Genomic DNA, 15,276 nt, shown 5'->3' with positions numbered 1-15,276 from the left:
ATTGAGAACTTTTTATTTGCTTTTACATTCACCCTGATACACTACCCTGATTCCGACAATCCTAGCTGCACAAGCGTTTCCGTAAGTTTTGCCGTTGCATCCGCATACAGGTGCATATTCAAAGGTGCACCCAACATCGGGAGTTGGTTTTTCTATACAATCACTAGGGATTTCTTTTTCGCATCCCAAAAAAGCACTCAGTAAAATCACTACTAACAAAGATTTCATTTGACTATTTTAGAGATTTGATTTGGAGAACATCGATTTCATCAAACTCGCCAGTTTTACCCCAGCCACATTGTACCGATTGTTTTTGGCCTGTCAATCGATAAGTTATTTCTACATCTACCATATATACTCCATGAGTGGCTTCCGCACTTTGAATGAGCGTATTGACTTTCTCTTTAGAAGCATTGTTGGGCAAAAGTTGGATGGTTTCTTTGTCAGATTCAATCGAAAAATGCCACCCGCAACCATCCACTGGCAGAGCATTTACCAACTTAGCTTTAGTAGTTTTGGTGTCTTCTGGATTTACCTTCGAATCACAAGCAACAGAGGCAAAGACAAAAAAGAGACTTAGAAAGATAATCGGTTTCATTGTTTTAAGAAAGGTTAACGTTTGTATGGATAAGACGCAGGTAGCTCTTGAAAAGTTGGAATGAAACAAAAATCCCCCAGAAAATTCGCAAATTTTCTGGGGGATTTTTGGCATTTATTTACAAATAAAACTACTCCGAGCGCAAAGAAGAAGTAGGGTTGGTAAGAGCTGCTTTGATAGCCTGGAAGCTTATGGTAACGATAGCAATTCCTACCGCTAGGAGAGCAGTCACCACAAAAACCCACCATTCGATAGAAGTACGATACGCAAAATCGGTGAGCCATTTATCCATAATCCACCATGCTATCGGAGAGGCTATAAGAATAGCTACTCCCACCATTTTGAGGAAATCGGCAGATAATAAAGCCGTAATGCTGAAAACCGAAGCCCCAAGTACTTTGCGAACCCCAATTTCTTTGGTTCGTTGGGAGATAACCATGATGGCGATCGCAAACAAGCCCAAACAAGAAAGAATAATGGCTAGGGTAGCGGCGCTAAAAAATATTTTTGAGAGGCGTTCTTCTCTTTGATATTGTTTATTGATGTTTTCATCCAAAAATGACCCCTGAAATTCAGATTTGGGAGCAAGTTCTGCGTAGGTTTTCTTAAGCAATGCGATAGTCTCATCAACGTGGTCGGGGGCAATTTTTACAAAAATATAATTGATAGAAAACCCGTTCATAAAGAATGAAACGGCTTCTATCTGTCGATGCAGGGATTCAAAATGAAAATCCTGAACTACTCCAATTACTTTGTGTTTTTCCTCGGTATTGAGAATCACCCCTAAAGGATTTTTTACACCCAGTTGTTTTGCCATCGCTTCATTGATAATCACTGAGTAAGCTGTGTCGGTGGCGTAGGCCTCCGAAAACTCCCGCCCTTGTAAAAGTTTGAGGTCGAGGGTTTTGGTGTAGTCATAATCAGCGGTGCGCATATTGGTCTTTAAGCTTTTGCCATTTTGCTCAAACCCTAAGACCGATTTTGAAAAAGAACCGTCAAGTCCTCGTCCAAGATTTACGTCTGAGCCTGTCATGCTCAAAATACGAGGCTGATTGGCTAGACGATTTCTGAAATGTTTCAGAAGGCGCTTGCCCGATACTTCATGTCCAATAGGGATGCTATACACTTGGGTTGTATTAAAACCGAGTGGTTTGGAGCGTAAGTAATTGATTTGAGTCCAGACAATCAGGGTGCACGCAATCAACAGTACCGACATTGTAAACTGAAAAATGATAAGTGTATTGCGAATCCCTCCCGAACTACCACTGACTTTTACTTTGCCTTTGAGGACTTCTACGGTATTAAAACGCGTCACTGCCCAGGCAGGATAGCCCCCTGCTACTAAGGTTACAAGGGCGAAACATACAAAAATGCTCAATAACAAAGACGGTGTTTGGAGCAGATTCAAAGATAAACTAGAACGAAAAATGGCATTGTAATGAGGAAGCAATGCATACGATAAAAACAACCCAAGACCAAAGGCGGCTATACATATCAAGAAAGCTTCACCCCAAAACTGCCCCACAATTTGCCCTTTAAAAGCCCCTAAAGCTTTGCGCATTCCTACTTCTTTGGCTCGTGTGAAAGACTTAGCTATCGACAAGTTGATAAAATTGATGGCCGCAATGAGCAATATAATTACTCCCACAATCAGTAGGGTATAAGGATATACTTTGCTGATAGCCTGATTGCCGATTCGACTGTCGAAGTGACTCTCTGAAAGCCCTATAATACGAGTGCTCATGACATCACCTTGAGCATCAGCTTTGGCCCCCTCTTTTTTGAGTTGTTCGATATTGCTTTTATAGTATTTGGCCGTAAATGCTTTTAAGCGTTTTTCAAAAGTAGCAGGATTTGTTTGGTCATCTAGTTTTACGTAGAGAGCATGTTGGTCGGCGTCCCAGCGGTCTTTATTGTCAGCAAATTCGCCTGCAGTTTCGATTCTTACCAACATTTCATTCTGAATACTGGTATTTTCTGGCCCTTTTTCAATAATACCGCTTACAACATAGGGAACCTCTTTGTCGCCGTGGCTGATGTTGAGGGTTTTGCCGATGGGGTCTTGTTCTCCAAAAATATTTTTAGCAATATCTTCTCTCAATATCACACTGCTCAAATCATTGAGGGCGGTTTGAGGGTTGCCCTTTAGGAGTTTATACCCAAAAACTTGCAGATAATCAGGGTCAGTAAAAATGATACCTTGATTGATGAGCTTATCGTTTTTCTGAATTTGAGCAGCGCCCGACATCACGCGTACGGCCAACTTTACTTCAGGGTATTCGGCCTTCATAGCGCCGCGCATAGGCAAAGGCATGGAGTTGCCGTACTCTTCACCTTGTGGCGAATTGACCTTATGATATACCCGATATACAGCGCCGTTTTGTTCGTGGAAATTATCATAAGTCAATAACAGGTAAGCGCTCAAAAACAATAAAATACTGACACCAAAAGCGACCGAAAGACCAATGAGGTTGATAAACAAATAGGTTTTGTTTTTCCACAAATTTCGGAAAGCTATTTTGAGATAATTGCGTATCATGGATGTTAAGTTAATAGTTTATCGATTAACCATTATTTGGGTTTTTTTTCTCTAAACCAATGCTAATTGTGAGATGATTAGGTCGGAGTGCTGGTGAGGAGTTGCCGCTGTTTGATAAGGTCTTCTTTTTTTACAAACGTAATAGGCACAAACTCATCCGTAGGAGAGCCAATATAATACAACGTCCAATCGTGGTCGTATTGGGATAAAATATGGCGCAAACAATCGGCGCGATCTACGCTTGGAAGGCCGCAGTCATCCCAATAAAACAATTCTACTCTATAATGAAGCGCTTGCTTTTGGCCATTGATGGTGACTTCGATTTCGATGTCTTGCTTGCCTAGTTGGGTCGGAATCGGAATAGCGATATGTGCCATGTTCTTAAAGGTTTAGAAGCGAATAAAGAAAAGGAGATATCAAGACGTTTTCTTTTTTTCGGATAAAAGTAATAGGGATAAATTGCTCCGTGGGAGAACCTATGTAATACAAGAGCCAATTTTGGTCATAGGTAGCAAGGATATGACGCAAACATTCGGCGCGGTTGACGGTAGGTATTCCACAATCATTCCAATAAAACAACTCCACTCTATAATGTAGCATTTGTTTTTGGCCGTTGATAGAGACCTCGATTTCGATGTCTTGTCTGCCTAGTTGAGACGGAATCGGAATCGCAATGTGTGCCATACTTTTGTGTTTTTTATCCTTTTATCAAACTTCAAACCTAAACCTCCTCAAACCTTGTACCAACTAATAGGGGTTTTGATAATCAGTGAGTTGTGTATGTGGTGTCGTGATTCATTGTCCGAATATGGACACTTTTTGTTCGACGACGGACATTATTCGGATTTTAACGATTTTACAGGATTCATCAGTGCGGCCTTTATCACCTGAAAACTTACCGTAAAAAGAGCGATAGAAAAAGTAAGGATAGCCGAAACCCCAAAAATCCAGTATGGAATTGTGATGCGGTAAGCAAAATCTTCTAGCCACTTACTCATTACATAAAAACTAAGAGGAGTAGCCATAACAATGGCAATGCAAACCAGCTTTAAAAGGTCTTGGGTCAACAAAGCCGTAATACTACCTACCGAAGCTCCTAAAACTTTTCGAATGCCCACTTCTTTGGTTCGTAGCTCAGTGGTGAATGTCACCAAACTGAATAATCCTAAACAAGAAACTAAAATCGTCAGAAAAGCAAAGGCATTGAATAGTTTCATCATAAGAGCCTCTTTTTGGTATTGTAGATTGAGGGTGGCGTCTAAAAACGAATACTCGAAAGGAAATTCAGGATAGTGATTTTGCCAAAGAGACTTAACCACCGACAAGTGTTCTGGCTTTATTTTAAGCATCAGGCTATTAGGAGCCATGTGACTATACACCAAAACAAGCGGCTCGACGGCATTGTGGAGAGAGTAATAATGGAAATTTTTTATAACACCTACTACTTTGCCATCGTGCATAAAACCTTTTATCGATTGGCCTAGAGGCTGTTTCCATCCACTCATTTTTACGAAGGCTTCATTTACGATAAAGGCTTCTTTTTTGTCGGTACTAATATCATCAGAAAGGTTGCGTCCTGTCAGGAGCTTCATATCCAACAACGGAACAAAACGGGGGTCAACAAAGCTATACTTTGTCATGACCTCCCTTGCTTTGCCTTCTACCTTGAAAGAAGTACTTCCCATAGCGTCGGGCTGAAGCCCTGTGCCAACTGTAAGGTCGCTAACTTCGCTGCGCTGCCGTAAGGCAGCAGCCAAAACGTACCCTTTGGCCCGCGAGGCTGAATCGCTCGGCAGTTGTACCACAAGCACTTGGTTTTTGTCAAATCCTAAATGATGTTTTTGGAGAAAATTCATTTGCGCATAAATAATCAATACCCCCGCAATCATACTAGCAGTAAGTGTAAACTGAAAAGTAGTGATGAATCTTCGAAACCCTAACGCCCGCCCTGACTGACTAAAAGTCCCTTTCAGTACTTGGATAGGGTTGAAGTCTGATAAAACGAGAGCCGGATACCCGCCCCCAAGCAAGGTTGTAAAGATGAGAATAGAGATAGCCCAAAGTACCGTTTCATTGAGTGATAGTTGTAAGCGAATGTCCAGCAACTGATTGATTACTGGAATGCAGCTCTCCAGCATTACGATTCCGATAATGACCGCAAAAAAGCTCAAAAGCAAGGCCTCAAACAAAAACTGAAGGATAATCTGACTGCGCCGTGCTCCGTTGGTTTTGCGAACACCTACTTCTTTGGCTCTTTCGGCAGCGCGGGCTGTGAGCAAACTGATATAATTAAGCAAGGCAATCGTTAATACAAATAGGGCCAAAAACAAGAATAAGTAGCCGTATTGTTTATTGCCTTTAGGGGTATCTTCTAGTTTTCCCTGACTATAATGAACATCAGCCAGCATTTCAGCATGAAAAACCAAGGAATATCCCTCAGCTCCCATTTTTTTTAACTCTGGACTTATTTTTTGTTCGCTAAGTTTATTGAGTTGTTGCTCTAGTGAGCGCAGGTTGGGGGTATTTTTAAAAAGGGCAAAGGTAAATACCGACAAGTCTTCTTCTATCCATGTTTTGGTAGTGGCAAAGTTGTGTGATACTAAAGCATTGATTTTTAGGTCAGTATTAGAAGGTAAATCTTCAATGATTCCCGTAATTGTATAAGGGGTTTGATTGATATAAAGGATTTGCCCAAGCATATGGGTTTGTCCTCCGTATTTTTTGGCAAATGATTCTGTCACAATCATCGTATTCGGATGAGCTAATGCCGCTTTACTACTTCCTTCTTTGAAGCGATACGAAAATACCTCAAAAACGGTAGGGTCGGTATAATACACATGCTCTTCGTTGAAGATTTTGTCGCCATACTTGACCGTAGCCGCTATCGATTGAAGACGAGTCGCTTTCTGAATCGCGGGGTAATCGTGATTTAAGGCATCGGTTAATAACACAGGACTTAGGGCAAGCTGCATCGGCTCTTCTGGCGTTTTGAGCTCAGAGGTGATGCGGACAATACGCTCTGCTCCCTTGAAAAAGCCATCATAAGTAAATTCATGCTTTGCATATAGCGACATCAGGATAAAAGCCGTTAGCCCTATTGCTAACCCGCTTATGTTTAGACTGCTATACATCTTTTGGCGCCAAAGATTTCGCAGAGCGATTTTAAGATAATTTCGCAACATAGGTTTTGAATTGATTAATGGTAGAGACGTTGCATGCAACGTCTCCACGCATGCAACGTCTCTACCAAATTATTCTGTTTTTAATGATTTTACGGGATTCATCAATGCGGCTCTAATGCTATGAAAACTGATGGTTATCAAAGCAATTACTATCGTTACTGATCCAGCCAAAGCGTATATCCACCACTGTATTTCGATACGGTAGGCAAATCCAGCTAGCCATTTATCAAGAAAATAATGGGCAATAGGACTTGCCAAGAGAATGGCAAAAAGAATAAGCCTGATAAAATCGCTAGAGAGAAGTGTAACTACACTAGTTACATTTGCCCCCAATACTTTGCGAATACCAATTTCTTTGGTACGTTGGCGTACTACAAAAGCAATCATCCCAAACAACCCGAAACAGGAAAGAAAAATAGCAACACCCGCAAACGAACCAATAAGAAGGGCGAAGCGGGTTTCTTCCAGGTAAGTATCGGAAATGGAATCTTCTAAGAAACGATGTTCAAATACTTTTTCTGGAAAAAACTCTTGCCATACCTTTTCGATAAAAGCGAGCGTAGCTGTTGGGTTGACATTCGATATTTTGATGCCAAACTCCGAAAAAGCCCCTGTATTTACTTCCATAATCAAAGGAGTGAGGACATATTTCAAATTTTCGGTATGGAAATCATTTATTACTCCTATCACTTTCCCTTTTTTACCTCCTCTATGTAATATTTTTCCGATGGCATTAGCTGCTGACCCAAAATGCAAGGTCTTTAAGGCTTGTCGATTGATTATAAAACCTTCGATATGGTCGGTGCCATACGTTTTATCAAAGTCTCGGCCTGCTATAAGGTTAAGACCGAAGGTTTTGGCAAAATCATAATCGACCGAAATTACAGGTAGCATTACTCCTTCTTCCATTTTTATTTTGTCGGTAGCCACGGGATAACGTACAGTGCCCCTACCAGGCAAGTTTGATGCCAAAGTTACAGCTTGGATATGCGGATTTTGGAGAAGTTTTTCTTCAAAGGCATCGGTACGGTTGCGAAGCTCTTGGTTGCCAGGTGAAAAAAGATTATTTAAATTTTGGCTAAATAATGGCACTCTCAAAACCATGTCTCTATTAAATCCTAAGGGCCGATTTTTCATAAAGTGGTTTTGCCAAAATACTACGCCAGCTCCGGCTAGTAAAGCGACTGTCACTGTAAACTGTAGGGTAATAAGGCCTTTAGTGAGCCAGTTGCCGCCCTGCCCTTTGCCTGAGGCAGCTCCTCTGAAAATATCAGTTGCTTTAAAACGAGAAGCAAAAAGTGCGGGATAAATCCCCGCTAGCAAACACGCTACTACAAAAACCCCAAAAAAAAGCAGAAGCATTTCGAGGTGCTGTTCCCAAGAAAAGTGAGGCCTTCTACCAAAGAAAGTGCTCATTTGGTCTAAAAGCAAAGAAGTCCCAAACAAGGCTATCAAAAAGGCAGGTAATCCCAAAACGAAGGTTTCGGCCAAAAGCTGCCTGATGATTTGTTGAGACTGCGAGCCAAGGGCTTTTCGTACTCCAATCTCCTTGACACGACTCAATTGAGAAGCGGTACTGAGATTCACAAAATTGACAATAGCAATGGTCAAAATCAATACCCCTATCAGAGCAAAAATTCGTAAGAAATCGGCATTGGCAGGGGGCATAAACTCATCTTGAGCCGTAGATTTGAGATGAACATCTTTAATTGGAAATAGCGACAAATTCTGTTTTTCTCGCATTTCTCTCATGGCATATTTCATTACAAATGCCTTAAATCGAGTATTTACCGACGAAGGTTGCGTGCCTGGTTTGAGTAATACATAGGTAGAGGCGTAAGAAGCTATGGTATTAGTTTCCATAGCTTCCAAGATGCTTATGCGTGCAAATTCAGGTTCAACGTCTGGTATATTTCGGAAAGGAACGAGAAAATCAAACCGAAAATGAGCATTTTCAGGTAGAGCACGTACAATTCCTCTCACAGTGAAGGGGCCACGATTGGCCAATAAAAGCTGCTTACCAATACAATCTTGGGTGCCAAAAAATCGTAAGGCGCTTTTTTCTGTCAATACTATTGAAAAAGGGGTATGCAAAGCACGGTCTGGGTTGCCAGCTAGCACTTCGAACCCAAACACCTGCATAGCGGTAGAGTCGACGAAGAAGGCATCAGGAATCTCAAAATTAAGATTTTTGTCACGAATTTTGACACTTAAGCTACGAGTATAAAAACGAGCTACTTGCTCAATCTCAGGAAAATAACTTTGAAGAAGAGGCGCAAAGGGAGCGGGTGCTCTTGAAAGTGTAAAAGACGAACCCGTAAAATTGAGTTCATAATTCATTCGGTAGAGCCTATTTGCCGTAGGATAATGCTGGTCATAAGAATGCTCGAAACGATACCAAATAAAGGTAAGAAAGCAGAAAGTAAGACCTACCGCTAATCCAGCAAAATTGACAAAAGAGAAAAGCTTATTTTTAAGAATTTGTCTTAAAGCAACGTTGAAATAATTTCGTAGCATGAGGTTTAGGAAGGAGGATGACAATGATAAACTTGGACGACTCTCTCACTGAGCGCTCCTGTGACAAAGCGCTCAGTGAGAGAGAACGTAATGCAAACGAAAATAATTTAACTCCCAAATTATGTACCACTTTGTTAGATAGCTGATTTTTAGATGGTTGTCTTTGTTAGTGCTAATGAAAATGTCCGTAAACGGACACCAAAAGGATTGATTACGGACAGTGAGGCGAAATTTTTTTGCCCAAAACGTAGAAAGTATATTCGGCAGCTTATCCAATTGCTTTTTTCTAAAAATGGTTCTTTTATTCACTTGATAATAGGGCAAAATTGGTAGCTGCTGCATTTTCAAAAAGCGTAGTCAAGCATAAAGCAAGAATCGTCTAGTCACAGAGCTGGGATAATGAAAATGCGAATTTTTGGGAGAAAATATTCGATTTTGACACAATACACGAAGCCCTGACACAATAGACTAAGTTTTTGGCACAATACACGAAGCCTTTTTGGGATATACTTCCGACTTTTGAAGGCACTGTTTGTTCCGTTTTAAGCCCTTTCTCTTTACCCCTCCAAGTTTAGATTTTTTCCTAATCACTTTATTCCAATGATAGCAAATTTACAACAAAGCTATATGATTGCTTTTTTTTTAATTGGTAGCGTTCTGTTCGGGGCTAAAACCTCAGTTATACAAAGCCCTGCACCTTACATCTTGAGTGCAAACCCCTATTCTACTGATATTTATACGGTGCCGAGCGGTGGACCATACCGAACTAAAATAGCTGCTAAAAGCGCTCAGGAAGGTATAACTGTAGGCAGAGCTGGCGCTGTAATGATTGGCGCACCGGGTGGCAAGGGGAGTTTGCTGGGAGGAGGTGCCGGAAATGGCAAAGGGAGTAGCGGGCAAGTGGTGATTGAATATGTGGGGAGGGCAACCCCAAATCTTAGTATCAATCTTACCAGCACATGGGAAGGCAATGCTGGAAATACTATTTATACTTTTAGTGTTACTCTTAGTGAACCTGCACCAGCAGGTGGGGTGTCTTTCGATATTGCTACGGCTGATAATACAGCCACCACAGCGGATAATGATTATACGGCAAAATCATTGACAAGTCAGACGATTCCAGAAGGTAACTCTACGTATACCTTTACGGTGTCTGTTAATGGTGATTTGAAATTTAAACCAGATGAATCTTTTTTTGTCAATATTACCAATGTAACGGGGGCAAACGTTAGGGACGCCCAAGGTATTGGAATAATAGCGAATGATGATGCGGATTGCTCAAGTAGTACTGTCACCACTGGTACTACCTTTTGTAACGAAGGCGGCATTACAATCAATGATAATGGGGTGGCTACGCCTTATCCCTCATGCATTTCTGTATCGGGTCTAACGGGTACGATTCAGAAAGTAACGATTACGCTGAAAAACTTAACGCACACTGCACCTGATGACATTGACTTACTGCTGTACTCTCCGACCGGTCAAAAATATGTTTTTATGTCTGATGTTGGCGGTACAAATGCCGTTACAAACCTTGATTTGATTTTCGACTCAAGTGCATCAAGTGCATTACCTGACAACACGACATTGGTCAGCGGAACTTTCAGACCGACCGATTTTGAGGTAGATACCGATGTTTTTCCTGCCCCTGCTCCGGCGGGACCTTATTACTCCGCCAGCACCACATCTTTAGGAACACTTCTTAATAATAGTAATCCAAATGGCACTTGGTATTTGTACGCAGTAGATGATGCCGCTACTAATACAGGAAGCATTGGAGGCTGGTGTTTGAACTTTACCATGAGTTGCCCTACCCCTACCTTGTACGTCAACCAAGCCATAGCCAGCAGTGGCGATGGCACAAGCTGGGCTAACGCCTTCAAAACCTTACAAGAAGCCCTCTCGGCAGCCAATGCTTGTTCCAACATTACTCAAATCTGGGTGGCCGCCGGCACGTATCATCCCACGGCTGATGCCTCGGGTAGTTTATCTCCTGCTGATCCACGTACCAAAACCTTTGTGATGAAAAACAATCTCGCCATCTACGGAGGCTTTGCGGGTAATGAGATAGCCTTGGCAGACAGGGTATTAACACTCATTCATACGACTAACAAAACCACTCTTAGTGGTGATATTGACCAAAACAATACCCTTGACAATGGCAATAGCTACCATGTTGTTTATAATAAATTCACTTCGGGTGCCACTCTCACCAACACTGCTATTCTTAACGGTTTTACCATTACGGCAGGAAATGCGAATGGAAGTAATGACAACGTTGGGGGAGGGATGTATAACGAGTTTTCTAGTCCCACGGTGACGAATTGTAATTTCTTGGGTAACTACGGGCTTCTTTATGGAGGGGGAATGTATAATCCCACGTCCTGTAGCCCTATTTTGACCAATTGTGCTTTTATAGGAAACTCTACTTCAGGTTCTGGAGGTGGAATGCATAATTTGAATTATGCTAATCCTACCCTAACAAATTGTATTTTCTTCGGAAATAAAGCAGACGGATTTGGGGGCGGAATGCACAATTATTCTTCTTTCCCGACACTGAAAAATTGCAGCTTTTCGGGAAATTATGGTAATCCTGGAGGTGGAATATCCAACTGGGCGTCAAATCCAAGTTTGACCAACTGTATTTTGTGGGGAAATAATTCGCAGATTGAAAACTTGAGTAGTAGCTCACCTACCTATACAAAGACGATTGTACAGGGAATGACAGTGGGAGGTTTTGAGGGAACAGAAAATCCACGTTTTGTAACTCAGCCTGATTTTAGTGCTGCTCCTACCTCTACAGGAAATCTTCGTTTGTTGGCATGTTCACCCGCTCTCAATGCAGGTAGTGATGCCGATAATAACACTACAGCCGATTTAGATTTCAATGCTCGCAAATTTGGAGTGATAGATTTGGGTGCGTATGAGAGTCAAAGTGATCCTGTAGTTATTACTATCAATGCTCCTTCGGTCACCCAGCCGACCTGCGCCACACCCACGGGGACGGTCGTCGTCAACGCTACAGGAACTGGTACGTTAGAATACAGCATTAACAACGGCACCGATTGGCAAGTGGGCAGCACTTTTAGCGGTCTTTCTGCTGGTGATTACAACATTAAGGTACGTACTCAGGGCAGCCCAAGTTGCGAGACAAGCTACGGAAGCAATCCTGTCGTACTTTCTTCGCCTCCCAATGTCACTGCTGGTACACTCTCGTCAAATGTAGAAAGCATCTGTCAGGGGGGAAGTGTGGACATGACGCAGGTAGGACAAACAGGTACCAGCACTTTTTTTATTTTTCAAAATAATGTAGCAATCGTCTCTTATGCCTCCCTAGAGGAAGTAGAAGCTTTTTTTTTCACTGCTGCTCCCAATCAGTATTGTGTCTATACCATAGCATATTTAGGGTTAAATAATGGCTGTGGTAATGTTGCTGGGTTTACTCTGGCACAAATCATTGATGCTTGTCTTGATGAGCAATGTTACGACATCAGCGAGCCAGTGTGTATTACAGTTGCAGCCAATAATACAGATGGTGCAGCATCTTCAACGCCCACTGTGTGTATCAATACAAGCTTAACATCTATCACTCACACTACAACGGGTGCAACGGGCATAGGCACAGCTACGGGTTTGCCTTCTGGGGTTTCGGCAGCTTGGGCGTCGAACATGCTTACGATTAGTGGCACACCGACAGAAGTGGGAATATTTACCTATTCGATTCCCTTGACAGGTGGTTGTGGAAATGTCAACGCCACGGGGACGATTACAGTGAACCCTTTGCCCACAGCAACTATTTCAGGCGGAGGCACTGTTTGCCAGAATGCAACTTCGCGGTCTATTACCTTTACAGGGGCTGCTGGTACAGCTCCCTACACATTTACATACAAAGTCAATAATGGAACCGACCAGACCGTAGCAACAACTAATGGTAATAGCGTGGATGTAAATCAAAGTACAAACAACACAGGCGGTTATATATATACTTTAGTGAGTGTTAAAGATGGTAGCTTGACTCAGTGCAGCCAAACCCAAGGTGGCACAGCAACAGTCACAGTAAATGCACAGCCCGTAGCACCAAGTTTGAATACAAAGACGCCTAATGTCTCAACGATATGTATAGGTACGGCAGTCAGTGCTGCGTTTACAGCTGGCAGTGGAGGTGTGGGCTGTAGCGATGATTTTATAGTGATTATCGACGGGGGTAGTCCAGTGGCTTATACCGCAGGTACTTTGGTAGGAAGCACTGCCACAAGTTCGGTCGTCATCAAAGGTCGCCGAGCCAATTGTGGAGACGTTTCCTGTATGGGTACCGAATATATGACCTTGGCAGAGTGGGGCGTAATTACTTCTTTGGCAAACTTTACATTGAGTAGTGCCACTGCTTTGTGCTTGAGTGGTGGTGGCAATGTTCCTAATGCGACCTTATCATTATCTGGGTCGCAGTTGGGAGTAAGCTATCAATTGCATAAAAATGGTAATCCTATCGGCAATTCGTTATTGGGTACGGGGAGTAAACTATCGTTTGTGGTGCCAATGTCAGTGGGGAGTTACACGGTAGTAGGTACAATAGAATGTAATAATGTAAGTGGTAGTATGTCGGGTACGGTAGTAATGGGCAGCCAGCCGACAGCCTATTCTGTAAGTGGGGGCGGGAGTTATTGCAGTGGTGGGACGGGGGTTGCTGTTGGCTTGAGTGCTTCACAGGTGGGGGTCAATTATCAGCTACGTCGGAGTAATGTCAACATGGGGGATGTGGTAGCGGGAACGGGGAATGCCCTTAGCTTCGGCAATCAGACTACAGTGGGTACTTACACGGTTGTGGGTATAGAAGCCTTGTCGGGATGTAGCCGCACGATGAGTGGTTCCAAAACGGTGACGTTGAGCAACTGTGCAGGGCGAGAAGGTGTAGAGAAAGTATCAAATGCAGATGGGTTGTTAGAGGGTGACTGGGTGAGTTTATATCCGAATCCGATCATCAAGGAGCGAGCAGAGTTGATGATTCAAGGGCAAAGTGGCAAAGAGGTTGAATGGCGTTTGCTGAGTGCAGGGGGGCAAGAATTGAGTAGTCATAAATTGAAGATGAAGGAGTCAGTGGAGCGGGTAGGAATTTCGTTGCAGGGGGTGAGTGCGGGGGCCTACTTGATACAAGTGATAGTCGACGACAAAAGAGCCACTTTGAAAGTGGTAAAAAGTGAATAAAAACTATACTCAACGTTATGAAAATACTCACCCAAAAGCTATCTCAAACTGGGAAATAAGCTTTTGGGTGAGTATGGACCAAATGGTCAAAGAAAAGCGAAATCAGTGATGATGTTCAAAATACTGGTTCTCTACCCTGCCATCTTCGTATAATTTAAGGATTGCGTAGCCAGGAGGCGTCTCTTGATAATAATAAGGTTGGGCAGATTTGGTGTCGCCTTTATCCCACCAAAACCCGCTCATGGCACCATTGCAGTAGTAATTTACATTGTTGTAAGTACAGCTATCTAACAAATGCTGATGCCCACTTAGGCAGACTCTTACTTTATCTTTGTGTTCATAAAAGAGTTTTTTGAGAATCGCGTGATCTTTATGTTGCCCACCTTCCCAGGCCGAAGTGACAGTCAAAATAGGATAATGCGACATCAGCAATACATAGTGACCTGTGGGTACAGCCTGTAGTTGTTGTCGTAGCCATTGCATTTGCTCTTCATCAAGCGACACTCCCGGATTATTGCCGTCCAACACCATAAAATGCCAATTCTTTTTGGCAAAACTATAATAACGATGAGGCATCCCAACTCGTTTGGCGGCGTATTTTACCCCATACATTTCATCATCTTTAGAAGGCGCTGCCCACCAAGGGTCGTGGTTTCCGATGCAGCTATGTAGCTCATAATCACTAAGGTGCTTGATACATTCATCCCATGTTGCCCATTGTTCTAAAACTCGTTCTCTGGTAATATCTTTATAGTCGGCTGCATGGATAGAGTCTCCTGTATTAAGAAAAAAGTCAATTTTTTTGGTTTTGATTTCATCTAAGCATTTTATGAAACGTGCAGGAACGTTGCTATCGGGTCGAATGTGAACATCCGTAATGTGCGCAATCGTCAAAGCTGGTTTTTTGGCACTAGGGCTACTCACTGCGGTTGTGGCGATCGCAGTCAAGGGCAAATTTTTTATAAAGCTTCTTCTTTTCATCAATAGATAGCTGGGGGTTTTAGGTTGATTTTTACAAAATATAAATAAAGAGTTTTCTACAAAAGTAAATAGTTACTCTAAAGAGAAGTTTGGCCTTTGGGGAGTACCTTGAGCCAAACTATCTCTATTTATGCGAATCAAGAGTTGAAAAAGATGTAAATGCACAAAGCGGTAGCGATTTTACCAAAAATATGTAACAAAGTACCCTTATCAGAACGGCATTTAGCGGCATTTTGAATGTCAGTATGTTCAATAAG

The 15,276-nt window shown here is 42.4% G+C and carries 9 protein-coding genes; 1 reads left to right on the top strand and 8 read right to left on the bottom strand.

The genetic code is table 11. The features are described from left to right. Nucleotides 1-12 precede the first annotated feature (12 nt). From P1X15_RS29980 to P1X15_RS29950, 7 genes are all read right to left on the bottom strand, one after another. Entirely contained in the window at nt 13-228 is a 216-nt protein-coding gene (locus tag P1X15_RS29980) for a Kazal-type serine protease inhibitor family protein (RefSeq protein ID WP_277341816.1), read from the bottom strand. A gap of 4 nt (nt 229-232) precedes the next feature. Next, complete coding sequence (locus P1X15_RS29975) at nt 233-598, bottom strand: hypothetical protein (protein ID WP_277341815.1); 366 nt, start codon at nt 596-598, stop codon at nt 233-235. Between the two features lie 130 nt (nt 599-728). Beyond that, on the bottom strand, nt 729-3,137 hold the full coding sequence (locus P1X15_RS29970; RefSeq protein ID WP_277341814.1) for an ABC transporter permease: 2,409 nt from the start codon (nt 3,135-3,137) through the stop codon (nt 729-731). A gap of 77 nt (nt 3,138-3,214) precedes the next feature. Beyond that, a complete protein-coding gene (locus tag P1X15_RS29965) occupies nt 3,215-3,514 on the bottom strand; it encodes a hypothetical protein (protein WP_277341813.1) in 300 nt (99 codons plus the stop codon). Between the two features lie 4 nt (nt 3,515-3,518). Further along, nucleotides 3,519-3,821, bottom strand: coding sequence for a hypothetical protein (locus P1X15_RS29960; RefSeq protein WP_028664190.1), 303 nt, complete (start codon nt 3,819-3,821; stop codon nt 3,519-3,521). Nucleotides 3,822-3,973: 152 nt separating this feature from the next. Continuing rightward, nucleotides 3,974-6,319, bottom strand: coding sequence for an ABC transporter permease (locus P1X15_RS29955; RefSeq protein ID WP_277341812.1), 2,346 nt, complete (start codon nt 6,317-6,319; stop codon nt 3,974-3,976). Nucleotides 6,320-6,388: 69 nt separating this feature from the next. Then, the gene (locus P1X15_RS29950) at nt 6,389-8,836 is read right to left on the bottom strand and encodes an FtsX-like permease family protein (RefSeq protein ID WP_277341811.1); all 2,448 of its coding nucleotides are present in this window, start codon (nt 8,834-8,836) and stop codon (nt 6,389-6,391) included. 600 nt (nt 8,837-9,436) lie between these two features. Between P1X15_RS29950 and P1X15_RS29945 the strand changes: the two genes are divergently transcribed. Then, nucleotides 9,437-14,038 (top strand): T9SS type A sorting domain-containing protein, encoded by a 4,602-nt coding sequence (locus P1X15_RS29945; RefSeq protein WP_277341810.1) that lies wholly within the window; start codon nt 9,437-9,439, stop codon nt 14,036-14,038. Between the two features lie 102 nt (nt 14,039-14,140). Here the strand turns inward: P1X15_RS29945 and P1X15_RS29940 are convergent, their stop codons facing one another. Continuing rightward, nucleotides 14,141-14,992 (bottom strand): metallophosphoesterase, encoded by an 852-nt coding sequence (locus P1X15_RS29940; RefSeq protein WP_277341809.1) that lies wholly within the window; start codon nt 14,990-14,992, stop codon nt 14,141-14,143. Nucleotides 14,993-15,276: the final 284 nt, after the last annotated feature.

Source organism: Runella sp. MFBS21 (genome assembly GCF_029433105.1).
Classification (GTDB): domain Bacteria; phylum Bacteroidota; class Bacteroidia; order Cytophagales; family Spirosomataceae; genus Runella.
The sequence above is the reverse complement of the archived record's forward strand: the minus strand, read 5'-3'. Positions and strand labels throughout refer to the sequence as shown.

Excerpts from the sequence above, each read along its gene's own strand:
- P1X15_RS29970 (WP_277341814.1), bottom strand. The coding sequence starts at position 3,137 with ATGATACGCAATTATCTCAAAATAGCTTTCCGAAATTTGTGGAAAAAC.
- P1X15_RS29945 (WP_277341810.1), top strand. The coding sequence starts at position 9,437 with ATGATAGCAAATTTACAACAAAGCTATATGATTGCTTTTTTTTTAATT.
- P1X15_RS29975 (WP_277341815.1), bottom strand. The coding sequence starts at position 598 with ATGAAACCGATTATCTTTCTAAGTCTCTTTTTTGTCTTTGCCTCTGTT.
- P1X15_RS29965 (WP_277341813.1), bottom strand. The coding sequence starts at position 3,514 with ATGGCACATATCGCTATTCCGATTCCGACCCAACTAGGCAAGCAAGAC.
- P1X15_RS29980 (WP_277341816.1), bottom strand. The coding sequence starts at position 228 with ATGAAATCTTTGTTAGTAGTGATTTTACTGAGTGCTTTTTTGGGATGC.
- P1X15_RS29960 (WP_028664190.1), bottom strand. The coding sequence starts at position 3,821 with ATGGCACACATTGCGATTCCGATTCCGTCTCAACTAGGCAGACAAGAC.
- P1X15_RS29950 (WP_277341811.1), bottom strand. The coding sequence starts at position 8,836 with ATGCTACGAAATTATTTCAACGTTGCTTTAAGACAAATTCTTAAAAAT.
- P1X15_RS29955 (WP_277341812.1), bottom strand. The coding sequence starts at position 6,319 with ATGTTGCGAAATTATCTTAAAATCGCTCTGCGAAATCTTTGGCGCCAA.